Source organism: Mycobacterium sp. 852014-52450_SCH5900713 (genome assembly GCF_001667075.1).
Lineage (GTDB): Bacteria > Actinomycetota > Actinomycetes > Mycobacteriales > Mycobacteriaceae > Mycobacterium.
This window is the reverse complement of sequence record NZ_LZIL01000066.1, coordinates 106,963-132,176: the sequence shown is the minus strand read 5'-3', so window position 1 is coordinate 132,176 and position 25,214 is coordinate 106,963. Positions and strand designations below refer to the sequence as shown.

Annotated in this window: 25 protein-coding genes and 1 pseudogene; 17 read left to right on the top strand and 9 right to left on the bottom strand. The window is 68.0% G+C overall.

Annotated elements, in window-relative coordinates:
• The first annotated feature begins 140 nt into the window (after window positions 1–140).
• On the top strand, window positions 141–623 hold the full coding sequence (locus tag A5773_RS20475; RefSeq protein WP_231989176.1) for a DUF5666 domain-containing protein: 483 nt from the start codon (window positions 141–143) through the stop codon (window positions 621–623).
• 92 nt (window positions 624–715) lie between these two features.
• Window positions 716–1,069 carry a VOC family protein gene (locus A5773_RS20470; RefSeq protein WP_066953579.1) on the top strand — a complete coding sequence of 118 codons (354 nt, stop codon included), beginning with the start codon at window positions 716–718 and terminating at the stop codon, window positions 1,067–1,069.
• A 3-nt stretch (window positions 1,070–1,072) separates the two neighbouring features.
• Here A5773_RS20470 and A5773_RS20465 read toward each other — a convergent pair whose 3' ends face one another.
• Genes A5773_RS20465 through A5773_RS20455 form a run of 3 tightly spaced genes read right to left on the bottom strand, consistent with a single transcriptional unit; the run spans window position 1,073 to window position 3,322 of the window.
• Window positions 1,073–1,339, bottom strand: a complete 267-nt coding sequence (locus A5773_RS20465; RefSeq protein WP_066953578.1) for a YdeI/OmpD-associated family protein — start codon at window positions 1,337–1,339, stop codon at window positions 1,073–1,075.
• 5 nt (window positions 1,340–1,344) lie between these two features.
• On the bottom strand, window positions 1,345–2,250 hold the full coding sequence (locus A5773_RS20460) for a hypothetical protein (protein WP_066953577.1): 906 nt from the start codon (window positions 2,248–2,250) through the stop codon (window positions 1,345–1,347).
• Between the two features lie 34 nt (window positions 2,251–2,284).
• On the bottom strand, window positions 2,285–3,322 hold the full coding sequence (locus tag A5773_RS20455) for an amidohydrolase family protein (RefSeq protein WP_066953576.1): 1,038 nt from the start codon (window positions 3,320–3,322) through the stop codon (window positions 2,285–2,287).
• A gap of 121 nt (window positions 3,323–3,443) precedes the next feature.
• Between A5773_RS20455 and A5773_RS20450 the strand changes: the two genes are divergently transcribed.
• Complete coding sequence (locus A5773_RS20450; protein ID WP_066953619.1) at window positions 3,444–4,163, top strand: CoA pyrophosphatase; 720 nt, start codon at window positions 3,444–3,446, stop codon at window positions 4,161–4,163.
• Between the two features lie 50 nt (window positions 4,164–4,213).
• On the opposite strand, the gene A5773_RS20445 is transcribed toward A5773_RS20450, so the two are convergent.
• Window positions 4,214–4,801 carry a PadR family transcriptional regulator gene (locus tag A5773_RS20445; protein WP_066953575.1) on the bottom strand — a complete coding sequence of 196 codons (588 nt, stop codon included), beginning with the start codon at window positions 4,799–4,801 and terminating at the stop codon, window positions 4,214–4,216.
• A gap of 121 nt (window positions 4,802–4,922) precedes the next feature.
• On the opposite strand from A5773_RS20445, the gene A5773_RS20440 reads away from it, so the two are divergent.
• Window positions 4,923–5,345: a nuclear transport factor 2 family protein gene (locus tag A5773_RS20440; RefSeq protein ID WP_066953574.1), complete on the top strand. Its 423-nt coding sequence runs from the start codon at window positions 4,923–4,925 to the stop codon at window positions 5,343–5,345.
• A 12-nt stretch (window positions 5,346–5,357) separates the two neighbouring features.
• On the top strand, window positions 5,358–6,395 hold the full coding sequence (locus tag A5773_RS20435; protein WP_067792338.1) for an LLM class F420-dependent oxidoreductase: 1,038 nt from the start codon (window positions 5,358–5,360) through the stop codon (window positions 6,393–6,395).
• Window positions 6,396–6,405: 10 nt separating this feature from the next.
• Here A5773_RS20435 and A5773_RS20430 read toward each other — a convergent pair whose 3' ends face one another.
• Window positions 6,406–7,629 (bottom strand): MFS transporter, encoded by a 1,224-nt coding sequence (locus A5773_RS20430; RefSeq protein WP_232001913.1) that lies wholly within the window; start codon window positions 7,627–7,629, stop codon window positions 6,406–6,408.
• Window positions 7,630–7,826: 197 nt separating this feature from the next.
• On the opposite strand from A5773_RS20430, the gene A5773_RS20425 reads away from it, so the two are divergent.
• On the top strand, window positions 7,827–8,111 hold the full coding sequence (locus A5773_RS20425) for a hypothetical protein (RefSeq protein WP_066953571.1): 285 nt from the start codon (window positions 7,827–7,829) through the stop codon (window positions 8,109–8,111).
• Window positions 8,112–8,270: 159 nt separating this feature from the next.
• Here the strand turns inward: A5773_RS20425 and A5773_RS20420 are convergent, their stop codons facing one another.
• The 4 genes from A5773_RS20420 to A5773_RS20405 are packed head-to-tail and all read right to left on the bottom strand — an operon-like array spanning window position 8,271 to window position 12,355.
• Entirely contained in the window at window positions 8,271–9,224 is a 954-nt protein-coding gene (locus A5773_RS20420; protein ID WP_067792335.1) for an FAD-binding oxidoreductase, read from the bottom strand.
• Window positions 9,225–9,245: 21 nt separating this feature from the next.
• Window positions 9,246–10,463: a GNAT family N-acetyltransferase gene (locus A5773_RS20415; protein ID WP_067262971.1), complete on the bottom strand. Its 1,218-nt coding sequence runs from the start codon at window positions 10,461–10,463 to the stop codon at window positions 9,246–9,248.
• A 50-nt stretch (window positions 10,464–10,513) separates the two neighbouring features.
• Complete coding sequence (locus A5773_RS20410; protein WP_067792332.1) at window positions 10,514–11,725, bottom strand: acyl-CoA dehydrogenase family protein; 1,212 nt, start codon at window positions 11,723–11,725, stop codon at window positions 10,514–10,516.
• Window positions 11,726–11,752: 27 nt separating this feature from the next.
• Window positions 11,753–12,355 (bottom strand): TetR/AcrR family transcriptional regulator, encoded by a 603-nt coding sequence (locus A5773_RS20405; protein ID WP_066953564.1) that lies wholly within the window; start codon window positions 12,353–12,355, stop codon window positions 11,753–11,755.
• Between the two features lie 231 nt (window positions 12,356–12,586).
• Between A5773_RS20405 and A5773_RS20400 the strand changes: the two genes are divergently transcribed.
• From A5773_RS20400 to eccA, 11 genes and pseudogenes are all read left to right on the top strand, one after another.
• Window positions 12,587–13,915 (top strand): sensor histidine kinase KdpD, encoded by a 1,329-nt coding sequence (locus A5773_RS20400; protein WP_067262983.1) that lies wholly within the window; start codon window positions 12,587–12,589, stop codon window positions 13,913–13,915.
• A gap of 369 nt (window positions 13,916–14,284) precedes the next feature.
• Window positions 14,285–14,590 carry a PE domain-containing protein gene (locus tag A5773_RS20395; RefSeq protein ID WP_066953560.1) on the top strand — a complete coding sequence of 102 codons (306 nt, stop codon included), beginning with the start codon at window positions 14,285–14,287 and terminating at the stop codon, window positions 14,588–14,590.
• A 30-nt stretch (window positions 14,591–14,620) separates the two neighbouring features.
• Window positions 14,621–15,808: a PPE family protein gene (locus A5773_RS20390; protein ID WP_067792329.1), complete on the top strand. Its 1,188-nt coding sequence runs from the start codon at window positions 14,621–14,623 to the stop codon at window positions 15,806–15,808.
• Window positions 15,809–15,919: 111 nt separating this feature from the next.
• Window positions 15,920–16,243, top strand: coding sequence for a WXG100 family type VII secretion target (locus tag A5773_RS20385; RefSeq protein ID WP_066953556.1), 324 nt, complete (start codon window positions 15,920–15,922; stop codon window positions 16,241–16,243).
• 54 nt (window positions 16,244–16,297) lie between these two features.
• Window positions 16,298–16,588, top strand: coding sequence for a WXG100 family type VII secretion target (locus A5773_RS20380; protein WP_066953553.1), 291 nt, complete (start codon window positions 16,298–16,300; stop codon window positions 16,586–16,588).
• 111 nt (window positions 16,589–16,699) lie between these two features.
• Window positions 16,700–17,530 (top strand): ESX secretion-associated protein EspG, encoded by an 831-nt coding sequence (locus A5773_RS20375; RefSeq protein ID WP_066953552.1) that lies wholly within the window; start codon window positions 16,700–16,702, stop codon window positions 17,528–17,530.
• A gap of 131 nt (window positions 17,531–17,661) precedes the next feature.
• Window positions 17,662–18,687, top strand: a complete 1,026-nt coding sequence (locus A5773_RS20370) for a MinD/ParA family protein (protein WP_156659540.1) — start codon at window positions 17,662–17,664, stop codon at window positions 18,685–18,687.
• Window positions 18,684–20,213: a type VII secretion integral membrane protein EccD gene (gene eccD / locus A5773_RS20365; protein WP_082948314.1), complete on the top strand. Its 1,530-nt coding sequence runs from the start codon at window positions 18,684–18,686 to the stop codon at window positions 20,211–20,213. Before A5773_RS20370 ends, eccD begins: the two co-directional genes overlap by 4 nt.
• Window positions 20,198–21,771, top strand: a pseudogene (gene mycP, locus A5773_RS20360) (type VII secretion-associated serine protease mycosin). The gene eccD and the pseudogene mycP overlap by 16 nt, the downstream one beginning before the upstream one ends.
• Window positions 21,768–23,327: a type VII secretion protein EccE gene (gene eccE, locus A5773_RS20355; protein ID WP_067792326.1), complete on the top strand. Its 1,560-nt coding sequence runs from the start codon at window positions 21,768–21,770 to the stop codon at window positions 23,325–23,327. Before mycP ends, eccE begins: the two are co-directional and overlap by 4 nt.
• 27 nt (window positions 23,328–23,354) lie before the next feature.
• Window positions 23,355–25,193 (top strand): type VII secretion AAA-ATPase EccA, encoded by a 1,839-nt coding sequence (gene eccA / locus A5773_RS20350; RefSeq protein ID WP_066953546.1) that lies wholly within the window; start codon window positions 23,355–23,357, stop codon window positions 25,191–25,193.
• Window positions 25,194–25,214 lie beyond the last annotated feature (21 nt).

The window sequence follows — 25,214 nt, the reverse complement described above, 5'->3', positions numbered from 1 at the left end:
GGCCCACAAGTGGTCCGCCGGGCCGGTTTATCGGCACCCCGCCCGGGGTAAATCCACGAGCAACAACCTGATTCGGTACGCGCCGACCTTCGTCGGCGCAAAACCGCAGGGAAGGACTGATCGTGGGTGCCAGGCATCGGATGAGCGTGACCCCGGAGCAAAGACCGCGGGCGGGTGCGCTGCGCCGGTCGGGTGTCGCAACGGTATGTGAAGTCGCTTCGGCTGCGATGCTGTGTGCGGCGGCGTGTGCGGCGCTGGTGCTCAACGTCCCGCACAGCGAAAAGCGAACGATCGAGGCGAGCCAGGAGCCGCCGGCGGCTGCGCAGCCGGTGCGGCAAGTGGGCACGGTGATTGCGGTGTCGGCGGGCTCGGTCACCGCGCGCAGCGCCAACGGCTACACCCAGACCTACCTTGTCACCCCCAACACGACGCTTATTGGTCACGGTGGCCAATCCGCTGCGGCCGCTACGCATTTCACGGTCAACGACCGGGTCGAGATCGTCGGAACCATTCAGGACGGCGCTGTCCTGGCCACCGCGGTGGCCGACCGCGACGCCGGACGCGGGGACGGGCCGCCGATGGATTACCTTGACGGGCAGATTGTTCCGGCCGGCCGCACCTGAATCTCGCCCTGCGCAATGAATCTGCCGCTCGGCGCCTTCCCCGAGCAGCCCTCCCGGCCTAGTCTCTATGCCATCCAGCCAGAGGAGGCACCGTGAGCGAGCACGAAGTGAAAATGATCATCCTGTCGACCGACGACCTCGACGAGTCGATCCGGTTCTACGGCGAGACGCTGGGCATGCCGCTGAAATTCCGCGACGGGGCGCACTTCGCAGCCCTCGACGGCGGGTCGGTCACTCTCGCACTGGCGACCCCCGTGGACCATCCGATCCCGGGTCACGTCGTTGTCGGCATCAAGACCGCCGACGTCGACGCCGCGGCGAAGGCGGTGGAGGCCAGCGGCGGCGGCATCGTCAAGGCCCCGTACGACGACGCACACGAACGCCGCGCGGTGGTCTACGACAACAAGGGCAACGGCCTGGTCTTCTACAAACCGCTCGCCCGCTGACAGCTACTTGCCGGTGCGCTCGCGGTGCTTGCACCCCGGCCAGCAGCATGGCCGGCGCTTGCCTTCTTCCAGCTCCTCCTGCGTCCGGCGAATGCGGCGCTGCCGCGTGGTTTTCTGCTTGGCGTCCTCGACCCAGCAGATGAACTCGTTGCGGGCCAGGGGCGTGATGTCTTTCCACGCGGCGAGGGCCGCGGTGTTGCCGATCAACGACTCGCGCAGGTCCGCCGGAAGCTTGTGCACCACCCCGCCGGGGATTCGCTGGCTGCTCATAAGGTTTAGGCTAACCCGTCGGTCACGCTCAAATGTGCGCTGTTGTCGTACAATTCGTCGCGGCGCAGGCCCATTGGCGTGAGGTCTGGGACGTCCCCTCCGGCGACCACGGCGCGGGTGAGGGGTGTGAGAGCCCGAAACAGCGTCTCCACCTCGTCGTCGCTGAGCGCATCGAGCGCCGACAGGGCGAGCGTGTCGGTGGACCGCTCGATGTGATCCTTGAGTTCCCGGCCGGCCGCCGTCAGCGCCCCGTCGTCGTCGAGCAGCCCGCGCTCGGCCAGGCGCCGCTCGTGGTGCCGCCACGCGGCTTCGTCGTAATCGCGGGTGCGGGCGATGTATTCGCGAGGAACCCCACCCGCCGCGGCGTGTAAGACATTGGAGTCGCGGCCCGAGATGCCGGCGGCCGCCAGCACGGCGACGTGCCCGTCGCCACGGTGCTCACGCAGCAACGTGGTCGCGTGCCACAGCGCGGCGAGCGGATCGTCCGGCCACGGCAGTGCCAGGTTCGCGGCGAACAGCGGCCGCGCGTCGAGCGGTGCGCGCCGCGCCGCCTTGCCCGCCAATTCCGCTGCGGTGCGGACATTTTCGTTCGAGTCGAGTCCGTAGCGGCGTAGTGCGGCGACCGCGGACTCCTGCCGGGCGCGCGACGCCGCGTCGGGCCCCGCGATCTGCCATGCCGCGGGCAGGGCCTTGGCGACCCGCTCGGGCGCGAAGTTGTAGAAGATCGCGGTGATGACCTCGCGGGGGACTATCCCCAGCGGTGCCGACCGGGCGGCGAAGTAACCCATCCAGAAACCGCGGTAGCCCAGCCCGTCCAACGCGGCCCGCGCCTCCGGCGCGAAATACGTCACCGCGTGCACCGGCTCGAACCGGTCGAAGAAACGTCGCGCCAGCACCGGTTCTCGTTGCATGGTCGTAGTTAACCACCCCGAGGGTTGCCGGTGCTCAAAGCCTCAGCAGGCGCTCGGCATTGCGGTGGGCGATCTTCTCGCGGTCGGCTTGGCTGATCGGCATCCGATCGAGAAACTCCCGGCACGCCTTGATGTTTCCGTAGGGATAGTCGGCGGTGAAGACGACGCGGTCGATCCCGATGACGTTGACCATCGCCAGGTAGGCGTTGAACGACAGGCTCCAACTGGGATCCATCGCGCCGGGCTGCTGGCTGAAAAAGTCACCGGCGAGGATGCCGCCGTAGAAGTTCTCCCGCAGGTACTCCTTCACCGTGCGCTTGAGGCCCGTCTCGGCTATCGGAAATGAGTAATCGGTCCGCCATCCCATCCAGCTCAGCGCCTCGAAGTGGTGGCCCACGATGATCTGCAGCTGCGGAAAGCGGTCGAACACCCCACTGAGGATCAGCCGCAGGCAGTGCACCCCGGTGTCGATATGCCAGCCGACCCCGGCGGCCGCCAACCGTGCCGTTATCTTGCGATCGAAGCCGGCGTAGTAGGCGTCGATGACCGCCTGCGGCGGCACGGTGGGGTGCAAAAAGACTGGCACGCCGAGCGTTTCGGCGGATTCGAAAACCGGCCAGAAGAAGGTGTCGTCGAGGTAGCGGCCGTTGACATGGCCGTTGATCAGGGCGCCCACGAAGCCGTGGTCGTGGACGGTGCGCTCGAGCTCGCCGGCGGCCGCCGCCGGGTCGCGCATGGGCAGGGTGGCGAAGCCGCGGAACCGATCCGGGTAGCGGCCAATCGCCGCCGCCACCTCGTCGTTGGCCCGCCGCGCCAGCTCGACCGCCACCGCGGGTTCCAGCGTCTCGGGGCCCGGGACGGCGTGCGAGAGGATCTGCACGTCGATGCCCGCGGCGTCCATCGCGGCGATCCGGCCCTCGCCGAGGTCGTTGATGCCCGGCGGCCACTCCCCATCCGCTCCGGGGGAGCCGTAGCCCGCGTGCGTCAGCAGTTCGGTCGCCGAATCCAGGCCCTGGTGTTCTTCGGCTATGGCCGCAAACCTGTAGTGCTCCTCGATACCGATGACCTTCATCCGTCTCCTCCCGTTCATGGACACCTACGAGGCCGGCGCGCTGGGCGTTCATCGGGTACCAGGATTGTCATTGCGGCGGTGGATCGTCGACCGCGGGCGGCCCCCGCATAGTCTCGAACCCGTGACCATCCCGTATGACGATGCGCTGTGTGAGCGGATTCGGGGGCATCTGGCGGGGCATGACCGTCGCGAGGTGACCGACCCGACGAAGCGGCACGCGGCGGTTGCCGTGGTGCTGGTGGACTCGACCCTCGGCGAGGACCGGGTCGACCCGGCGCCGGTCGACGAGTGGAACGGTGACCGCCCGCTGCCGGAGGCCGGCCTCGACGGCCGGATGGTCGACGTGTCCGGGGGCGCGGCATTCCTGTTGTGCCGCAGGGCATCCCGTCTCACCTCACATGCTGCGCAGTGGGCACTGCCCGGTGGGCGGCTCGACCCGGGTGAGACCGCCGCCGACGCGGCACTGCGGGAACTGCACGAGGAAGTCGGCATCACCCTGCCCCCCTCGACCGTGCTGGGACTCCTGGACGACTACCCGACCCGCTCCGGGTACGTCATCACCCCGGTGGTGATCTGGGGTGGCGGCCGGCTCGACCCCCGGCCGGCGCCCGACGAGGTGGTGGCGGTGTACCGGGTGGGGCTGCACCAACTGCAACGCGCCGATTCGCCGCGGTTCATCACCATCCCGGAGAGTCCCCGCCCGGTCGTGCAGATCCCACTGGGGAACGACCTCATTCATGCACCGACCGGCGCCGTGCTCCTGCAGCTGCGGTGGTGGTGTCTGGAAGGCTGTCACGACCCAGTCGGCGAGCTGGAGCAACCGGTCTTCGCCTGGAGGTAGGGAGCGCTGGACCGCCCCGCGTTGACACCAACCCCGGCCGAGGCTGCCGATCACCGACGACGTGCACGGGTCTTCCTGGCCGGCGCGGCCAGGCGGCGATCAAGGGCGGCCAGCGCGCGCTCGGCCCACCGAACGTTCTCCTCCTCGAACGCGATTCCGCGGAGCAGCGTCAGGTACGGGCCGATTCGCGGGGCGTGGGCCAGGAAGTCCTCCTCGTCGCGTCCGTCGAGCACGCGCGCACGCAACCGTTCGTATCGTTGCAGTTTGGCCGTGGCCCATTGCAGCCGTTCGACGATGGACTCACGCACCGCGCGCGTGTCGCCGGCGTCTGCGGCCTGGAGCTTGACCAGCAGTTCGTCGCGGACCACCGACGGCTTGGGCGGCCGCGCGGTGAACTCCTGGATCGCCTCGCGGCCGGCATCGGTCAGCGAGAACAGGCGCTTGTTCGGCCGCCGCTCTTGGTGCACCACCCGCGCCGCGATGAGACCCTGCTCGGCGAGCCGGTCGAGTTCGCGGTACAGCTGCTGCGGCGTGGCCATCCAGAAGTTCGCGACCGAGGCGTCGAATTCCTTGGCCAGGTCGTACCCGGATGACTCCCCCTCGAGGAGGGCCGCCAATACCGCATCCCGTAGCGACATCGACCCAGGCTACAACGGGGTGAGTAATCAACAAAGTGATTAATCGCACTATGGACACGGCGGGGCCGGCGGCATAGCGTCAACGGCACTCCTGAAACGAATTCACTAGGTGAGGTGTCGGATGCATCCGTTCCGCAAGGCGGTCGAAGAACGTGACGAGAAGGGCATCCAGGCCCTGCTGGCCGACGACGTGGTGTTCATCAGCCCGGTGGCGTTCAAGCCCTACGTCGGCAAGCCGATCACCGCGGCGATCCTGCGCGGTGTCATGCGCATCTTCGAGGACTTTCACTACGTCCGCGAGATCCACGACGGCAGCGGTCGCGACCACGCGCTCGTGTTCGAGACCGGAATCGCCGGAGCGCCGGGGGTGAGGATCACCGGTTGCGACTTCCTGCACTTCAACGACGACGGTCTCATCGACGACTTCGTGGTGATGGTCCGACCGCTATCGGGCGCAAAGGCGCTGTCGGAGGCCATGGGCGCCCAGTTCGACCGAATCCAGCAAGAAGCGCTCGAGCTGGCCGACGAGTTCGCCACCGCCTAGGAGCAAACGATCATGCGAGTCGGATTGGGCATCAACTACGCGGGCGGTTTCAAGGACGTGGCCGCCGAAGTGGCCGACCTGGAACGGGCCGGACTCGACATTGTCTTTGTCCCCGAGGCATATTCGTTCGACGCGGTGAGCGCGCTGGGGTACCTGGCCGCCAGTACCGACACGGTCGGACTGGCCTCGGGGATCCTGCAGCTCTACACCCGAACGCCCACGCTGACCGCGATGACCGCCGCCGGTCTCGACTACGTCTCCGACGGTCGGTTCACCCTCGGCCTGGGCGCTTCCGGCCCGCAGGTCATCGAGGGCTTCCACGGTGTCCCGTACGACGCGCCGATCGCACGCACCCGCGAAGTGATCGACATCTGCCGCCAGGTGTGGCGACGCGAGACGCTCAAACACCAGGGCAAGTACTACACGATTCCACTGCCCGCCGGGCAGGGCACCGGCCTCGGCAAGCCGCTCAAGCTCATCAATCAGCCTGTTCGGGAACGCATTCCGATACTGGTGGCGGCGCTGGGGCCCAAGAACGTCGAGCTGGCGGCCGAGGTCGCCGAGGGTTGGCAGCCGATCTTCTACCTGCCCGAGAAGGCGCACGAGGTGTGGGGAGACGCGCTGGCCGCCGGCCGGGCCAAGCGCGACCCCAATCTGGGTGAGCTCGACATCTACGCCGGACCGGTGCTGGCCATCGGCGAAAACGTGGAACCACTAAGGGAATTCGTCAAACCCCACCTGGCCCTGTACATCGGCGGAATGGGCGCCAAGGGCAAGAACTTCTACCACGCCCTGGCCACCAAGTACGGCTACGGCCCGCAGGCCGATCGGATTCAAGAGCTCTACCTCGCCGGTGACAAGGACGGCGCCGCGAAGGTCGTGCCCGACGAACTCGTGCGAGACGTGAACCTCATTGGTAGCCGCGAATTCGTCAAGGATCGCCTGGCCGCGTTCCGGCAGGCAGGGGTTACCACCCTCAACGTCTCGCCCATCGCGTCCACACCCGCCGAGCGGATCAAGCTGATCGAGACTCTGCGCGAACTCCTGTGATCAGCGGCGGTCAGCCCTGGCGGTGGGCGTCTCGGCGGAGTCGAACCGCGCGACTCACGGCCGTCAGCAACGCCAGCACCGCCATCACGGCGAGGATGGCCGTCGAAACCGCCGGCTCGACCGTCGTCAAGATCAGCGGCAGGCCGAAACCGATGTACGTCACCACGTAGAACGCGCCAACGAGCGCACCGCGCAAGCGTTTCGGCGCCGCCGCCTCCAGGTCGATCAAGCCCTCGCGCAGACACAGACCGGACGCGCTGCCCAGCACCAGGAACAGCGGCAGACCCAACGCCGGCGACATGGCCGGCGGGGCGAGCGCGGTGACCGCGTAGCCGAGCGCGGCGAGCACCGCGCCGGCGGTGCCGGCCTGCGGCCCCCACCGGCGCGCGCGGGCGAGCACTTGGATGAGCCCGCTGACCCCGTTGACCAGCAGCGTGGCGATGCCGGCAGCCATCGGAGCCGCGAGCCCGGTGTGCACGCGGCCGGGGATGGTGATGAATCCGAGTGTCGCCGAGGCGAACACCCACGGCGCCAGCGGCATCGCCCAACTCATCGCCCGCGCCGCACCCTGCCCGGCGGTGCTCGACGGCTCCCAAACCTGTGTGGTCTCCGGCCCCGTGGCCCCCGCGCGCCCCGCCACAACGACCGCGACGGCCATCGCGGCCAGTCCGATGGCGGCCGCGATCCCGAACGACAGCCGGATGCCGACTGGACCCGCGCGCGCGATCAACGCTCCCGCGAATGGGCCGATCGCGAAGCCCGCCATCAAGACCGCGCCTGCGGCGGCCGCACCGGCGGGACCTCTCAGGTCCGAGGCCCACGCGGTGCAGGAACTCATGGCCAGCCCGACCCCGAGCCCGACGACCAGGCGTCCTAGCAGCAGAACGTCGTACTGCTGCGAACACAACATGGCCACGGTTCCTGCCACAGCGGTCGCCGACCCCGCCAGTGCCACCGACCGACGGCCGAACGCATCCGAGGCGCGCCCGCCGGCGAGCAGACCGGGCAGCAATCCCAGCGCATAGATCCCGAAGATCGCATCGAGCGTGGCCGAGCTGAGGTGCTGCCGAACGCTGAGCAAGGGCATCAACGCGACGAAGTGGTTGGCCACCCAGCCGATGGACAGCAACAACACCAGGACGCCGGCGAACGCGCCGCGGGCCGCATCCGGGCTGTCACCCTTGTCCAGCGCGGCCAAAGTCGACGTTGGAGTTGACCCTTTGGACGCGGGCACCGGGCGTTCCTCCCCTCTGGTCTCGGCGCGGCGGGAACCGACGAACCCTAAACGACGACTTGGACGTGGCAGTTATTCCCATTCGCCGGCGAGATGCACGCGGCGCAAACGGCTGGGTCATCGGGGCAATCGCACGGCGGGGTTTCAAATCGGTCGATTTGGTGTACTGATACCACTACTCGGCTCCAGGAAGGCAAATGATGAAGCAAATCGCGGCTGCCACGTTCGCGATCGCCGCCGTGCTGCTGTCCAGCGCGTGTTCGGCCTCACAGGTCATCAACACCGGCGGCGACACCAAGTGCAAGGACTTCACCTCGCAGGACGAGAAGAAGCAGAACGACGAGGTCAGCAAGATGCTGAAGGACAAAAACGGCACGGACCCCGCCAATGCTGAGATCTCGGCCACCCGACTGTCGGCTCTGACCTATTGCCAGACGTTGGGCAAGCCGGACACCAAGATTTCCGAGGCGCCCCACGGCTGACCGTCACTGCGACGGGTTCAGTCGCAGCTTCGGAACGCGCGCCGTGCCGAGAGCGATGTAAAAGCGAATGATGCTGCAGCGCAACTAGATTTGCCGACGGAAGTTTTCCCAACGCTGGCGACAAGGTGGCGTTGGCCGCTGACCCGTGAGTGGTAGACATCAATCCGACACTGTCTGAAGCGAATTGGGCAGCTCGTCCTCCAGGACAGCCTGCGCGAGCAGTTCACCCAGCAGCGGACCGAACTTCATCGGGTTGCTGCCGACGAACGCGGTGACGCGGCCGCGGCGCGCCACAATCCAGCCGTCACCGCCCGAGTCGAGCCACGGCGCGCGGACCGTCACGCAGTCCACGCGGCTCACCGGCGAAAGCGACGGGAACAGCGCGCGTACCGTCACAGGGTCCGGCACCTCCTGCCCGAACGCCCACCGGCCCGTCGTGCCGAGCGGCAACCCGTAACCCTCGGGCGCCGACAGGCACGCCGCGCCGGTCGCGTCGGCGCCCTCGTAGGAGAACCGAGTGTGCGGGGCGAACTGGACGCCGAGCGGGCCGAAGAGTTCCGGCGTCCGCACCCCGGCACAGATCAGCACGCGCGCGCCCCGCAGCACCGTCCCGTCCGCGAGTGTCGTCTCACCGTCGTCGGCGACGGACGCGACGTCACCACGCCGGATCTCGACGCGCCGCGCCAACGCGGACAGTGCGCTGCCGGCGCGCAGGCTGCCGCCGAGCGGATCGAGCACACCGCCCTCCCACGGAGGTGACGCGAACGGGATCCGCGTGGCGATTTCCGCAGCGTCCACCCAGCGAAACTCCGCGCCCGCCGCCGTCATCGCCGCGGCGGTTTCGTCGCAGGCGCCGGCGGCGATGAACCCCTCCGAGCCCAGCAGCCGGCCCACGCCGAGTTCGGCTTCCCAGCGCTGCCAACCGGTGCGAGCCCGCAAGGCGAGGCGGCACAGCGCCGGGCGCCGGTGCGCGATCCGGAAGATGCGGCCCGGTCCCGTGGACTGCTCGCCGAACGGCTGGCCGCGCTCCAGCACGATCGCGGGCTCACCGTGCCGCGCCAGCTCGTAGGCGGCGGCCAGCCCGCACACCCCCGCGCCGACGATGATGATCACGCGACCGGCATACCCACGCGGTTAGAAAAAGAACCCGGCGTGGGGCGCGTCCGGCACCGCGAACAACCGATCCGCCACCGCAATTGCCGACGGGTCGTCGGCCCGGACCAACCCGGCGATCGCGAGGTCGCGCCAGGTCGTGCCGCCGAGCAGGGCACCGGCCAGCCCCTCGACGTCGACCGCCAGTTGTGCCCGCCGATCGGTCGGTTCGGCACCGCCGCCGGTGACGGTGAAGCGACGCGAATTGTCCGGCACCATAGCGTCTTTCACCGCGATGGTGACGGCACCGTCGCCGCTGTAGTGGCGTGCCGCCAGCGCCCGCGGCACGTCGATGACCCGCAGCCACGTCTCGTCGTGCACCGCGGTGACCCGCGCCGCCCGCCGATCGGCCAGCAGCCAGGGCAGCGGGTCGTCGAGGGGCAGCATCCAAAACACCACGCGGTCAATGAGATCCAGGCCGAGCAGGAATCGCAGCAGTCCGAGGTAGGCCTCGGCAGTGGGCGCGAAGAAGTCCTCCACGGCGATGGTGCGCTGGTCGCTGACGAACCACCGCTCGGTGTCGACGGGACGGTAGCGGGCGAACCCCGATTCGGCTCCAGGAGCACCGTGCACCGCGACGTACGAAGGCTGCGGCGACGACTCGGTGCGCAGCCGCAGGCTCTGCCACCACACGTCCGGGCGGTCGATGGTGCCCGGACGTGACGGGCGATGCTCGGCATAGATGCGGGGCAACAGCTCCCATGCTTGCGTGGCGTCGATCAACCGCACAGGACCGCCGGGCCCGACGTCGCGCCGCAGCGCCGCCCGGGCGGTGTGCACCTCGACGGTCTGCGACGAACTGGCGACGCCGTATCCGTACCGGCCGTAGATCGTCGCCTCCGAGGCCCGCAGCGACGCGACCACTTCACCGCGGGCCGCGATGTCCCGCAACTGATGACGGATCAGCTCCGTGGCGATGCCCTGCCGGGTGAACGACGGCAGCACCCCGATATGCGTGACGGCGGCGTGCCCGACCAGCGCACCGCCGGGCAGCGTCATCCGGCTCGTCACCGCGTCCGCGGTGCCGACCAGGTGACCGCCGGCGAACGCGCCGACGGTGCGGCCGGGTTCGAGCAACGCGGCGATGCGGCCGGGCGGCAGGTCTGGCAGCGGCGGGAAGCCGATCATGGCGACGCGAAAGACGTTGGCGGCCGCCAGGAGCTCGTCCTCGCTGTCGAGGACCCGGATCTCGGTGGTCATCCGGCCATCATGTCGCGTGCGCGCCGCGGCGTGGACCGCGGGCTGCGGCGCTAACGAATCTGCAAGCCGGTCAACGCCCGCGAGATCACCAGACGCTGGATCTCGCTGGTGCCCTCGAAGATGGTGAAGATCTTGGCGTCGCGGTGCATCCGCTCCACGGGATAGTCACGCGTGTAGCCGTTGCCGCCCAGGATTTGGATCGCCTCGTCGGTGACGTAGACGGCCGTCTCGCTCGCCACGAGTTTGGCCATCGACCCCTCCGCCGCGTCGAAGGATTGGTTGTTGCGCGCCATCCACCCGGCCCGCCACACCAGCAGCCGGGCGGCGTCGATGCGGCTCTTCATGTCGGCCAGCTTGAACGCCACGGCCTGGAATTCGCCGATCTTGCGGCCGAATTGTTCACGCTGGCAGGCATAGTCGAGGGCGTACTCGTAGGCGGCCCGGGCAACGCCGACCGCCATCGCGCCGACCGTGGGCCGGGTGCGCTCGAAGGTCTTCATCGCCGCCTGGCTCCGAGCAGAGGTGCCCGACTTGACGCGCGCGATCCGCGCCTCGAACTTCTCCCGCCCACCGAGGATGTGGTCTTCGGGAAGTCGCACGTTGTCCAGCACCACCTCGGCGGTGTGGGACGCCCGAATCCCGTGCTTTTTGAACTTCTGGCCCTGCGCCAGCCCGTTGATGCCCGCGGGGACGACGAAGGTGGCCTGGCCGCGGGTGCCGAACTCGGGGTAGACCGATGCCACCACGATGTGCACGTTGGCGATGCCGCCGTTGGTCGCCCACGTCTTGGTGCCGTTGAGGACCCACTCCCCGCTGGCCTCGTCGTAGCGGGCCCGGGTGCGGATGGCGCCGACGTCGGAACCCGCGTCGGGCTCGGACGAACAGAACGCGCCCAGCTTCGGCTCGTCGGCCGTACCGAACATCTCGGGCAGCCAGCGGCCCAGCTGTTCGGGAGTTCCGTTGCCCGCCAAGGCCGCCGCGGCCAGGCCGGTGCCCATGATGGACAGCGCGATGCCGGCGTCGCCCCAGAACATCTCCTCGAACGCGGTGAGCATGCCCAGGCCGGTCGGCTCGGCCGCCTGCTGCGCGAAGAAGTCGGGGGAGTACAGGCCCACCTTCGCGGCCTCCTGGATCACCGGCCACGGGGTTTCCTCCCGTTCGTCCCATTCCGAGGCGGCGGGACGGATGACGTCGGCGGCGAACTTGTGCACCCAGTCGCGCACCTCGATCACGTCGTCGGTCAGTTGCAATGAGAAAGTCACGGCTTCACTCCTGGATTGTCTTTGTTCTCAACGGTTTCCGTATTGGGCGAGGACGCTGACGGTCTGGCTGACCCACGCCTCGAAGTAGCGCTCCTCGTCGATGTTGCCCGGCAGGCGGCCGGTCAGCGCCTGCAGCGTTGCGGCGTAGGACAACGACCCGATGGCGACGGCGGCGGCCGCCTGCGGATCGGGGATCCGGGTGCGGCCGGACCGGTTCGACGCGGCCAGTTCGTCGGCGAAGCGTTGATAGGCGTTGTCGGTGATGACCTGCCAGGTCTTCTCGTCGAGATCGCCGAGCTCGTCTGGTTCGCGCAGCATGACCTTGAGCAGGTCCTCGCTTTCTTTGAGGTTGCTCCAGATCAGCTGGCCCGCTGTGCGCACCGCCTGCTCGACGCCGCCGGGCTGCCCGGCGTCGTACTGCTCCCGCGCCGCCACGATGCTGTCGATCCGGTGCGCGACGGCGGCCTCGAGCAACTCCCGCTTGGAGCCGAAGTGCTTGTACAGCGCGCCCGACCCCGGCGCCAGCCCCGATGCCCGCTGGATGTCGGCCACCGACGTCGCCGCGTAGCCCTTGTCGGCGAAGAGCTTCAGCGCCGCGGCCAGCAGCCGATCGCGTCCGGAGGCGAGCATGGTGAGAGAGTACTCACTCACTACCGCCCAGGCAAAATGGCGCCAGTCGCAGGCGCGGGAACCGGCTCGATGATTGGCGTTAGATTCTCTGCGAAACGCCACGAGGCCTGAGCGCGGCGAATCGATATCGGTGTGAAGGTTGTGGTCAGGTGGTCGATACCGCCGCCCGGCCCGCGCCGCGAGCTGCATTGAGGAGCTGACATTCGCGTGTTACCGCACGTAGATCTGCCGATGCGGGTGTTGTCGCTGCGCACCATCGTCGTCGTCGCGGCACTGTCGGTGATCACCCTTGTGGTGCTGCTGGGCACCTGGGTGTGGGTCGGTGTCACCAACGATCAGTACAGCCAGCTCGACCGTCGGCTCGACTCGGTCAGCAGCCTGGGCGACATCAACTCGCTGCTCAACAACGTGCAGCACGCCAGCCCCGATCAGCCCATGCCGGACGGAAACCTGGTGCGCACCGCGCGCATCGGAGACGAGACCGTATCGGCGCCCAGCAATATCGTGCTGCCCAAGCTGCCAAACGGATACGCGAACACGACGATCGACGGGGTGCAATACCGCGTCCGCACCTTCTCCGCGGGGCCCGCCTCGATCGCGCTGGCCGCACCGTTGGCCGAAGCCCAGCACCGGATCAACGAGCTGCACCTGCGAGTGCTGTTGATCTGCGCCAGCGTCATCGGCGGCACGGTGGTCGTCGGCTGGGTGATCTCGTTGATCATGGTGAATCCGTTCCTGCTGCTGGCCCAGCAGGCCCGCGCCATCAACGCCCAGTCCAGCCCGGACGAGGTCCAGGTGCGCGGGGTGCGTGAGGCCGTGGAGATCGCCGAAGCCGTCGAGGGGATGCTCGCGCGCATCGGCAAGGAGCAACAACGCACCAAGGCCGCGCTCGAGTCGGCCCGTGACTTCGCGGCGGTCGCCTCGCATGAGTTGCGCACCCCGTTGACGGCCATGCGCACTAACCTGGAGGTGCTGTCCACCCTGGACCTGCCGCGTGAGCAGCGTCAGGAGGTCATCGGCGACGTCATCCGGACCCAGAGCCGCATCGAGGGCACCCTGACGGCGCTGGAACGGCTCGCGCAGGGCGAGCTCACCACCGTCGACGATTTCGTCCCGTTCGACATCACCGAACTTTTGGACCGGGCCGCGCACGACGCGCTGCGCATCTACCCCGAGGTGGAGGTGTCGCTGGTGCCCTCGCCGACCGTACTGATGGTGGGGTTGCCCACGGGGCTGCGGCTGGTGATCGACAACGCCATCGCGAACGCCGTCAAGCACGGCAACGCCGGCAAGATCCAGCTCACCGTGAGCAGCTCCAGCGAGGGCGTGGAGATAGCGATCGACGACGACGGCACCGGCGTGCCGGAATCGGAGCGGGCCACGGTGTTCGAGCGTTTCGCCCGCGGCTCGACGGCGTCGCGTTCGGGATCCGGTCTGGGTCTGGCGCTGGTCGCCCAGCAGGCCGAACTGCACGGGGGCACGGCGGCGTTGCAGACCAGCCCGCTCGGGGGGACCCGGCTGCTGCTGAACCTGGCCGGCGACGGGCGCGGTCCCGCATAGCTTGCGGCGCCCTTTCTGACCCGGGAAATCAGACGGGAACATTTGGCCGATTTTCCGTTAAGCCGGCAACAATATCCACCGCGGTGCTCTCTTCTTGGGCCGCCTTTTAGGCGGGTGCCTTTACTGCCACGCATTCGCATGACCCACTCGCGCTGAAGCTTTGGGCGTTGACTTCGTGACCACTGTGTCTGCAGTGGCATACGAGGTTGTTTGACGGATGACTTATAAGGGGAATACCGCCGGTCAGGACAAACGCGAAATTTCCGGCCGACGGCCGGCGGGAAAGCAAGTGAATACACGAACGGTCGAACCGCACTAGACTGATGCGCCAAGCCCGTCTTTTAGACGCTGAGCAATCGGAGGGAAATCATGGTGCTGCAGGTGCAATCGGAGGCAGTGCTGGCGTCGTCATCCGCGGAGGCGGCCATCAGCGCGGAAACTCAGGCGGCGGCTTCGGCTGCTGCGCCGGTGCTTTTGGGAGTGCTGCCGATGGGCGCAGACCCCGACTCGGCGATGTTCGCGGCGGCGCTGAACGCGTGCGGCGGAAGCTACCTGGGAGTGGTTTCCGAACACGCCGCCCAGCGCGGCCTGTTCTCCGGTGCGCAGAGCCTTGCGTCGGGAACGTACGTCGTCACCGAGCTCATGCGTAGTTTGGCGTTGGCCATCGGCGCCTGAGACCAGCGACGCACAAAGGGGGAAGTACGCATGGCCGATCCGGGGTGGGCCGCGCGTACGCCTGAGGACAACGATGTGTTGCTCAAGGCGGGCGCCGGCGTCATCACCCATCTGGCCAACCAGGCCGCTTGGACCGCACTCGCGGCCACCCACCACGGCTCGAGCATCGCCTCGACGATCAACACCGTGGCCACGTCGGCGAGCTGGGTCGGTACCGGCTCCCTGGCCTCCGCAGCCAATGCCACCGCGCTGAACGCGTCGTTGCACGGGCTTGCCGGGTGGGTGGACGTCAAGCCGGCGGTGGTTTCCACCGCGGTCTCGGCGTATCAGATGGCGTACGGCTCGATGCGCCCAGCGCCCGAATGCATCGAGAACCGCACCGAATGCGCCACCGACTACGGCATCAACCCCCTCGTCCTCGGGGCCTTGACGCCCCGCATCACGTCGCTGGAGCTCGAATACTTCGGATCGATGTGGCCGAACAACTCCGCCGTCGGCGCCAGCTACGGAACGATCCTCACCGCGTTGACCCAAAGCCTCGCCATTCCGCCGCCGCTGGCAACCATGGGCGCATCGCCGGCGGCGCCGGCGGAGGCGGCTTGGGCGGTGGGTCAGTCCGCCGCCCAGGTCGCGGCCGGCGACGGCATGCGCTCCGCATTTCAGGGCGCGCAGACGGGCACACAGGGGGCCGGCCAGGCGGCGTCGGGCGGACAGGACTTCATGAGCCAGGCAGGCTCCTTCATGGAGCCGGTGCAATCGATGATGGGCGCGGTCCCGCAGGCGATGCAGGCTCCCATGCAGATGATGCAGGCGCCGATGCAGATGATGTCGCCGCTGCAATCGATGATGGGCATGTTCGCCAATCCCGGCGCCATGGCCGGGGCGACACCCGGAGTTTCGGCGGTCTCGGCGACCGAGGTGTCGGCCGTCGGCGCATCGGGCGGCGGCGGGGCCGCATCCCTGGGCAGTGGGGGCATGCCCGCGACCAGCTTCACCCGTCCCGTCAGCGCGTTCGAGCCCGTCAGCAGTGGCCGGCCGGTGGGGCTGCGGCCGAGCGGGGCGTTGGGGGCCGAGGCCATCCGTCCGCAGACCACCACGGTCGGCGGCGGCACACCGATGGGCGGCATGCCGGTGGGGCATGGGGCGGGAGGAGAGCGCGGATCCCGAGACAAATCCGAACAGCCCGCGACGGTGCGGGTTGTCGACACCAGAGTGTGAAGCCGGCCCGGCCAAGGGTGAATCGACAGTTCCAAATAGCCCTCATACACTTCGTTTCATGCCCCAGGTAATTCCCCGGGGGAGGGCAGCAGTAGTTAGGAGAAACCGCAAGTGGACAGTTCAACAATCCAAGTATCGTCGCAGGTGCTACGCGACGCTTCCAACCATATTCAGGCGAACATGGAGCACGCGATCGCAATCGCTCAGGGCTACATCGCGAATCACGAAAACGTGATGAACCCGTCGACCTGGTCCGGTGAAGCGGTCACCGCGTCACACGCGACGGCCATCGAAATTCAGAACGACCTGAACAAGGTCCTGTCCGGCGGAACCCGCCTGGCCGAGGGTCTCAAGCAGGCGGCGGCCTTGATGGAACACCACGAGGCGGATTCCACGCACGCCTTCAGCGCGCTATTCGGCGGCCACGGCTCCTAACCGGCCCACTCACTCTTAATTTCACTAAATGGTCTTTTGAAAGGAAGCTCGCAAATGTCCAACCCGATCACTTATAACCCGGGCGCCGTAGCCGATTTCGCCTCCGACATCGGCTCCCGCGCCGGCCAGCTGCAGGGAATCTATGACGACACCTCGAACCGGACCAACCAGCTGACAGAATTCTTCGCCGGTCATGGTGCGAAGCAATTCTTCGAGGCGCAAGCGCAGATGCTGTCCGGGCTGCAGGGGTTGATCGACACCGTGAGCCAGCACGGGACGACGACCTCGCACGTGCTGGACAACGCGCTCGCCACCGACCAGAACATCGGCAACTTGTTCGGCTGAGATCGGTTCACCGCCACGATTGAAGGCGGGGCAGATGCGTGAGCGACGCATGTGCCCCCCTTCGGTGTCTGGGCCGCCGGTTGATGGGCGCTGCTTGGAAAGCGAAGTGACATGCTGACTACGACGCTCGATGGCCTGTGGGTGTTGCAGGCGGTGGCCGGGGTGGAGCAGACCTGCCCCGAACTGGGGTTGCGGCCGTTGCTGCCGAGGCTCGACACCCCCGAGCGGGCGCTGAGCCACCCGATCGCGGCCGAGTTGAGGACTGCCGGCGCCCTTGACGAGGCCGACAATGTCGACCCGATGATCCGCGAATGGCTCACCGTGCTGTTGCGGCGGGACTTGGCGTTGATGGTCAACATCGACGTGCCCGGACGCGAACCGACGCGGGTGTCTATCTGCCGCTTTGCCAGCTGGTGGGTGGTGCTGGAACGCCACGGCGAGCTGATCCGCATGTACCCGGCCGGTACCGCCAGCGACGAGGGTGGGGCCAGCGAGCTCGTGGTCGGGCAGGTAGAGCGGTTGTGCGGTGTGGCGGAGGCGGCGCCGTTGCGGCCGGTCACCCTGGACACCGAACAATTGCTCTCGTCGGTGCGCGATTCGGCCAGTCTGCGGACCTTTCTGCTCGCCCAGCGCCTCGACGCCGATCAATTGCAGCTCGTGCTCGCGGCCGCCGACCCGGCGCGCTCGGCGCGTGCGTCCATCGTCGCGCTGCAGGCCGGTGTCGGGCCGGACGAATTGGCGCGCGTGGCGGTCGGCGATTCGTCGGTGTCCATCGTCGACACCCCGTCGGGCCGCGTCTGCATCGAGTGCGTCATCTCGGGGCAGCGGCGCTACCAGATCGTCTCGCCCGGTTCGCGCAGCGACATCAGTGGCGCCGTGCAGCGGCTCATCCGCCGCTTGCCCGCCGGCGACGAGTGGTACTCGTATCGGCGGGTGGTCTGAGGAGGAGGACGATTTCTCAACTGACGCAAGATAAGTCAGTTAACCAATGCCGTGGAATAGCAACCCCTTACGCTCTTGAAGGGTTTCTTGATCGGTAAACGCGGTATCGCCGAGCGTGTTAGCATCGCGACGTGACAAGCCCTTGGAATGACCCGAATATGTCGGACGAAGGGGCGCTCAGACGGGGGGATCCGTCAGGGGGCCGCAACTTCCCGGATTCGGTGTCGGACACCATGCGCATTACCGATCTGGCCGCGCCTCGAAAGATTCCTCCGGGCTCGGGTTGGCGGAAATTCGTCTACGTCATCTCTTTTAAGAAAATAAACCCGGGTGAATCGCCCAGTGAGCGGCACTACCGGGACTTGCAGAACCGCATCCGGCGCCACATCCGGCGCCAGTACGTCATCACGGTGGTGTCCGGTAAGGGCGGGGTCGGCGTTTCGACGATGGTCGCCTGCATCGGTGGGGTGTTCCGAGAATGCCGCCCGCAGAACGTGATTGCGATTGACGCGGTCCCGGGCTTCGGCACGCTGGCCGACCGCATCGATGAGTCGCCGCCCGGCGACTACACCGCCATCATCAACGACACCGACGTCCAGGGCTACGCGGACATCCGTGAACACTTGGGGCAGAACCCGATCGGACTCGACGTGCTGGCCGGAAATCGCACGTCGGACCAGCCCCGGCCGCTGGTGCCGGCGATGTTCTCGGGGGTCTTGTCGCGGCTGCGGCGAACCCACACGGTGATGATCGTCGACACCTCGCCTGATCTGGAACACGAGGTGATGAAGCCGGTTTTGGAGAACACCGACACGCTCGTGTTCGTCTCCGGGATAACCGCGGACCGGTCCCGGCCGGTGCTGCGGGCCGTGGACTATCTGCGCTCGCAGGGCTACCACGAGCTGGTCTCGCGCAGCACCGTGATCATCAACCACACCGATCAGATCGCCGACAAGGATGCGCTGGCGTACTTGACCGAGCGCTTCAGCAAGGTCGGCGCGACCGTCGAAGAGATGCCGTTCGATCCGCACCTGGCCAAAGGCGGGCTCATCGACACGGTTCATGAATTAAAGAAAAAGACGCGGTTGCGGCTTTTTGAAATCACCGCCGGCCTGGCCGACAAATACATTCCGGATGCGGAGCGGACGGCGCCGTGACATCAGCGCATAAGGTCGCTTTCCCGGCGCGCTGTGCGGTCAATATTTCCTACGAGAAGCATCTCTGCTCCCAAGTGTTCCCGGCCGGAATTCCGGTGGAGGGATTCTTCGAGGGAATGGTCGAGCTCTTCGACGCGGACCTGAAGCGCAAGGGTTTCGACGGCATTACGCTGCCGGCGGGCAGCTACGAACTGCACAAGATCAACGGTGTCCGGCTGGACATCAACAAGAGCCTGGACGAGCTGGGCGTGCAGGACGGGGACACCCTGGTGCTGGTGCCCCGAGTGGCCGGCGAATCCTTTGAACCGCAGTACGAGTCGTTGTCGACCGGCTTGGCGGCCATGGGCAAGTGGCTGGGCCGCGACGGCGGCGACCGGATGTTCGCCCCGGTGACGCCGCTGACGGCCGCGCACACCGCGGTCGCGATCATCGCGATGGCGGCCGGGGTGGTGGTGGCGCTGACGTTGCGGGCCCGCACATTCACCGACAACCCCGTCCCGGCCGCGGTGTCCGGCGCCGTCGGGGCCTTGCTGGTGGTCGGGGCCGCCGTCGTCTGGTGGGGCTGGCGGGAGCGGCGCGACCTGTTCAGCGGATTCGGTTGGCTGGCCGTGGTGTTGCTGGCCGTCGCGGGCGCATGCGCGCCCCCGGGCACGCTGGGGGCGGCGCACGGGGTGATCGGCCTCGTGATCGTGATCCTGGGTGCCATCGCCATCGGCGTGATGACACGCAAGCGGTGGCAGACCGCGGCCGTCACCGCGGTGGTGACGGTGAGCGGAATCCTCGCCGCCGTCGCCGTCGTCCGGATGTTCCGGCCGGCCTCGGCGCAGGTACTGGCCGTCTGCGTGCTGGTCGGATTGCTGATCTTGGTCAGGATGACCCCCCTGATTGCGCTGTGGGTGGCTCGGGTGCGGCCGCCTCACTTCGGATCGATCACCGGACGCGACCTGTTCGCGCGCCGCGAGGGCATGCCCGTCGACACGGTCTCCCCGGTCAGCGAGGACGAATCCGAGGACGAGGACAACGAATTGACCGACATCACCGCGCGCGGCGCAGCGATCGCCGCCTCGGCGCGGCTGGTCAACGCGGTGCAGGTCGGTGTGTGTGTCGGGGTGTCGATCGTCCTGCCCGCCGCCGTATGGGGGGTGCTGACGCCGGGGCGTCCCTGGGCGTGGTTGGCGCTGGTGGTCGCGGGACTGGTGGTAGGCATCTTCATCACCCAGGGCCGCGGATTCGCTGCCAAGTACCAGGCCGTCGCGCTCGCCTGCGGGGCCGCGGCCGCGGTATGCGCCGGAGTGGTCAAATACGCCATTTACGAACCGAAAGACGTTGTGAGCGGCCTGCTTTGGCCCGCAGTGGCCATCGCCGCCTTCGCGGCGTGCGGTCTGGCCGCGGCGCTTCTTGTGCCGACGGTGCGGTTCAGGCCCTTCATCCGGTTGACCGTGGAATGGGTGGAAGTGTTGGCGTTCATCGTCCTGCTGCCCGCGGCGGCGGCCCTGGGAGGGCTGTTCACGTGGATTCGCCACTAAAGAGGGTCGCGGCGGTGACTGCCGCCGTGGCCCTCGTCGCGCTATCCGCGAATGTTCCCGCCGCGCAGGCTATTACGCCCCCACAGGTGGATCCCGGACTGGTGCCCCCGGACGGACCGCCCAAGCCAGACCAACCGATGCGGCGCGCCAACAGCTGCTCGACGCCCATCACTGTGCGCAATCCCGATGTGGGGCAGCTGGCACCGGGCTTCAACCTGCTCAACATCAGCAAGGCCTGGCAATACAGCACCGGCAACGGTGTACCGGTGGCGGTCATCGACACCGGCATTTCGCCCAACCCGCGGCTGCCGGCCGTGCCCGGTGGTGACTACATCATGGGTGAGGACGGCCTGTCGGATTGCGACGCGCACGGCACCATCGTGGGCTCGATCATCGCCGCTGCGCCGCAAGGGACTCTGCCCATGCCGCGGCCCATGCCGTCGACACCGGCGTTCCCTCCGCCGGCCGGACCCCCACCGGCCAACGGCGCCCCACCGCCGCCGGTCGAGGTCCCGCCACCGGTCGCGCCACCGCCAGCTCCAACGGCCCGGCGGATCCGCAGACCGAGGACGAACCCGCGGTGCCCCCGCCCCCGCCGGGAGCGCCCGACGGGGTGGTGGGCGTGGCCCCGCACGCGACCATCATCTCAATTCGCCAGTCCTCCAGGGCTTTTGAGCCGGTCAACCCCGGGCCGGGGGACCCCAACTCCGACGAGAAGGTCAAAGCCGGCACGCTCAACACGGTGGCGCGCGCGGTGGTGCACGCGGCCAACATGGGCGCGAAAATCATCAACATTTCCGTCACCGCCTGCCTGCCGGCGGCGGCCCCCGCCGACCAGCGGGCGTTGGGCGCCGCGCTGTGGTACGCCGCCACCGTCAAGGACGCGGTGGTGGTGGCCGCGGCCGGAAACGACGGAGAAGCCGGCTGCAACAACAACCCGATGTACGACCCGCTGGAACCGTCGGATCCGCGTGACTGGCATCAGGTCAAGGTTGTCTCGTCGCCGTCGTGGTTTTCCGACTACGTCCTGTCGGTCGGTGCGGTCGATGCCACCGGCGCCGCGCTCGACAAGAGCATGTCGGGCCCATGGGTGAGTGTGGCCGCGCCGGGCACCCACATCATGGGTCTCTCGCCCCAGGGTGGTGGGCCGGTGAACGCGTACCCGCCGTCGAGGCCCGGCGAGAAGAACATGCCGTTCTGGGGCACCAGCTTCTCGGCCGCCTACGTCAGCGGCGTCGCGGCGCTGGTCCGGGCGAAGTTCCCCGACCTGAGCGCCCATCAGGTGATCAACAGGATCGTGCAGTCGGCGCACAATCCGCCTGCGGGAGTGGACAACAAGGTCGGGTACGGGTTGGTCGATCCCGTTGCGGCACTGACGTTCAACATCCCGCCGGGTGACCGGATGCCGCCGGGCGCGCAGAGCCGCATCATCAGGCCGGCACCGCCGCCCCCACCGGCGGACCATCGGGCGCGCAACATCGCCATCGGGTTCATCGGTGCGGTGGCCGCCGGTGTGCTCGTGGCCGCGATCGCGGCGCGGCTGAGGAGGGCGCGGTGAGCTCCACCCTGACCGGGTTCAGCCGGGGTAGCAATCGGCGGGTCCTCGGGGTGTGGGTGGTGTTCTTACTCGCGGCGGCGAGTTGGGCGGTGGGCGGCTACATCGGTGCGGCGATCGCCGTGGCGGTCGGGGTCGCGGCGGTGTTCGTCCGCTGGTGGGGTCAGCCGGCGTGGTCATGGCTGGTGCTGTGGCGGCGGGGCCGGCGCCCGATCCGCTGGAACGCCCCGATCACGGTGGCCAACAACCGATCCGGCGGTGGGGTCCGCGTGCAAGACGATGTCGCGGTGGTGGCGGTGCAGCTGCTCGGCCGGGCGCACCAAGCGACCCTGGTGACGGGTTCGGTGACCGTCGATACCGACAACGTCATCGATGTCGTCGAACTGGTGCCGATGATGCACCAGGCGCTGGGCCTACAGCTCGACTCGATCAGCGTCGTCTCACTCGGGTCCCGGCACGGCAATATCGGGGACTACCCGCGGGTGTATGACTCGGAGATCGGGACCCCGCCGTATGCGGGCCGCCGGGAAACCTGGTTGATCATGCGGCTGTCCATCATCGACAACACCCAAGCGCTCCGCTGGCGCACCACCGTTGGCGCCGCGGCCATTTCGGCGGCGCAGCGCATCGCGGGCCTGCTGCGTTGCCAGGGGCTGCGGGCGAAGGTGGCCACCGCCACCGATCTGGCCGAGCTCGATCGGCGGCTGGGGTGCGACGCCGTCGAGGGGGAGACGCAGAGGTGGAAGGCCATCCGCGGTGAGGCGGGCTGGATGACGACCTACGCGTATCCGGCCGACGCGATCGACTCGCGCGTGCTGTCGCAGGCGTGGACACTGCGCGCCGACGAGGTCATCCAGAACGTGACCGTGTATCCCGATGCGACCTGCACCGCGACGATCACCGTCCGCACGCCGACGCCGGCCCCCACCCCGCCGAGTGTGATCTTGCGCCGGCTCAACGGGGAACAGGCCGCGGCCGCCGCGGCCAACATGTGCGGCCCGCGGCCCTACCTGCGGGCACTGCGGCCCAGCCCGCTGCCCGAGCAACTGCTCACCGAGATCGGCCCTTCGGGCGTGCTGGTCGGAAAACTGAGCAACGGAGACCGCCTGCTGATCCCCGTCACCGATGCCGGCGAGCTGTCAAGGGTTTTCGTTGCCGCCGACGATCCGGTCGCCAAGCGGATCGTGATCCGCACCGCCGGCACGGGCGAGCGGGTGTGCGTGCATACCCGCGACATGACACGCTGGGCCAGCGTGCGGATGCCGGAGATCGGCGTCGTCAGCACGGCGCGGCCCGCGCCGCGCACCACCGTCAGCGTCGTGGAGCACGCCGCGCCGATCTCACCCACCCCGCGCCCCGCGACCGTGATCACCATCGCCCCGTCCGGCACGAGGCTGCCCGAGGGACACCGGCACAACTTCGAGGTGATCATCGAGCAGGTTGGCCCAGCGACGGTGCGGGTCAGCGCGGCGGGGAAGGATTGGCTGGTCGAGATGGACATGTTCCGCGCCGAGAACCGCTACGTGAGTCTCGACCCGGTCACCATGTCGGTCATGTAGAACATCGAGGATTCTAAGGCACACGCGATGGGTGATTTGCAAACTGCCCGTAGGCATTTCGACCGGGCCATGGCGGTCATGAGCAGGCAGGGCCGGGCGGCGGCGCTGCCGGAGTTCGTCGCGGCCACCGACGCCGATTCGTCGATGGCCGACGCGTGGCTGGGCCGCATCGCCTGTGGCGACAACGATCTCGCCTCGCTGAAGAGGCTCTACGCCACCAGCGAATGGCTGCACCGTGAAACGACCCGCATCGGGCAGAGGCTCGCCGCGGAGATCCAGCTGGGGCCCTACATCGGAATCACGGTGACCGACGCATCGCAAGTGGGGTTGGCGTTGTCGTCTGCGCTGACCATCGCCGGCGAATACGCCGAGGCCGACAGGCTGCTGTCCAATCGCGACCTGCTCGATTCGTGGGCCAACTATCAGTGGCACCAGCTGGCCCGGGCGTTCTTGATGTACACGACGCAGCGCTGGCCGGACGTATTGTTGGCCGCCGCCGACGAACTTCCCCCGCAGGCGATCATCATGTCGGCCGTGACGGCGTCGATTTGCGCGCTGGCGGCTCACGCCGCGGCGCACCTGGGGCAGGGCCGGGTCGCGCTTGACTGGCTCGACCGCGTGGACGTGATCGGGCAGACCAACGCGTCGGGCCGCTTCGACGCCGACGTGTTGACCGCATCGATCGGGCCGGCCGATATCCCGCTGCTGGTCGCCGATTTGGCGTATGTGCGCGGGATGGTGCACCGCCAACTGCGTGAGGAGGACAAGGCCCAGGTCTGGCTGTCGAAGGCCACCATCAACGGCGTCCTGACCGAGGCCGCGAAGGCCGCGTTGGCCGACCCGAACCTGCACCTGGTCGTGACCGACGAGGAAACGATCGCCAGCCGCACCGATCGGTGGGACGTGTCGACGGCCAAGAGCCGTGACGAGCTGGACGACGACGCCACCTCGGAGCGGCGCGCCGAGTTGCTCGCCGAGGGCCGGGCACTGCTGGCCAAGCAGGTCGGACTGGCCGCGGTCAAGCAGGCCGTGTCGGCGCTCGAAGATCAGCTCGAAGTGCGGATGATGCGCCTCGAGCATGGCCTGCCGGTGGAGGGACAGACCAACCACATGCTGCTGGTTGGCCCGCCCGGCACCGGGAAGACGACCACCGCCGAAGCGCTCGGCAAGATCTACGCCGGCATGGGCATCGTGCGCAACCCCGAAATCCGGGAGGTCCGTCGGTCGGACTTCTGCGGCCACTACATCGGGGAGTCGGGACCCAAGACCAACGCGTTGATCGAAAAGTCGCTTGGCCAAATCATTTTCATGGACGAGTTCTATACCTTGGTCGAGCGGCACCAGGACGGCACACCCGACATGATCGGCATGGAGGCCGTCAATCAGCTCCTGGTGGCGCTGGAAACCCACCGCTTCGACTTCTGTTTCATCGGCGCCGGTTACGAGGATCAGGTGGACGAGTTCCTCACCGTGAACCCGGGGTTGGCCGGCCGCTTCAACCGCAAGCTGCGGTTCGAATCGTATTCGCCGGCCGAGATCGTCGAGATCGGACACCGCTACGCGGCGCCGCGCGCCAGCAAGCTCGACGACGCCGCGCGGGAGGCATTCCTGGATGCGGCCACGACCATCCGCAACTACACCACGCCGGGCGGGCGGCACGGCATCGATGCCATGCAGAACGGCCGGTTCGCCCGCAACGTCATCGAACGTGCCGAGGGGTTTCGGGATACTCGCGTGGTCGCGCAAAAGCGTGCGGGCCAAACGGTGACGGTCGAGGATCTGCAGATCATCACCGCGCCCGACATCGAGGCCGCGGTGCGCAGCGTGTGCTCGGACAACCGCGACATGGCGGCCATCGTCTGGTAGGCCTCGGCCAGGGATCCGCGA

Coding starts and splice junctions, on each gene's coding strand:
- A5773_RS20475 (WP_231989176.1), top strand. CDS start 141: ATGAGCGTGACCCCGGAGCAAAGACCGCGGGCGGGTGCGCTGCGCCGG.
- A5773_RS20465 (WP_066953578.1), bottom strand. CDS start 1,339: ATGAGCAGCCAGCGAATCCCCGGCGGGGTGGTGCACAAGCTTCCGGCG.
- A5773_RS20460 (WP_066953577.1), bottom strand. CDS start 2,250: ATGCAACGAGAACCGGTGCTGGCGCGACGTTTCTTCGACCGGTTCGAG.
- A5773_RS20455 (WP_066953576.1), bottom strand. CDS start 3,322: ATGAAGGTCATCGGTATCGAGGAGCACTACAGGTTTGCGGCCATAGCC.
- A5773_RS20445 (WP_066953575.1), bottom strand. CDS start 4,801: ATGTCGCTACGGGATGCGGTATTGGCGGCCCTCCTCGAGGGGGAGTCA.
- A5773_RS20440 (WP_066953574.1), top strand. CDS start 4,923: ATGCATCCGTTCCGCAAGGCGGTCGAAGAACGTGACGAGAAGGGCATC.
- A5773_RS20435 (WP_067792338.1), top strand. CDS start 5,358: ATGCGAGTCGGATTGGGCATCAACTACGCGGGCGGTTTCAAGGACGTG.
- A5773_RS20425 (WP_066953571.1), top strand. CDS start 7,827: ATGATGAAGCAAATCGCGGCTGCCACGTTCGCGATCGCCGCCGTGCTG.
- A5773_RS20415 (WP_067262971.1), bottom strand. CDS start 10,463: ATGACCACCGAGATCCGGGTCCTCGACAGCGAGGACGAGCTCCTGGCG.
- A5773_RS20405 (WP_066953564.1), bottom strand. CDS start 12,355: ATGCTCGCCTCCGGACGCGATCGGCTGCTGGCCGCGGCGCTGAAGCTC.
- A5773_RS20400 (WP_067262983.1), top strand. CDS start 12,587: ATGCGGGTGTTGTCGCTGCGCACCATCGTCGTCGTCGCGGCACTGTCG.
- A5773_RS20395 (WP_066953560.1), top strand. CDS start 14,285: ATGGTGCTGCAGGTGCAATCGGAGGCAGTGCTGGCGTCGTCATCCGCG.
- A5773_RS20390 (WP_067792329.1), top strand. CDS start 14,621: ATGGCCGATCCGGGGTGGGCCGCGCGTACGCCTGAGGACAACGATGTG.
- A5773_RS20380 (WP_066953553.1), top strand. CDS start 16,298: ATGTCCAACCCGATCACTTATAACCCGGGCGCCGTAGCCGATTTCGCC.
- A5773_RS20375 (WP_066953552.1), top strand. CDS start 16,700: ATGCTGACTACGACGCTCGATGGCCTGTGGGTGTTGCAGGCGGTGGCC.
- eccA (WP_066953546.1), top strand. CDS start 23,355: ATGGGTGATTTGCAAACTGCCCGTAGGCATTTCGACCGGGCCATGGCG.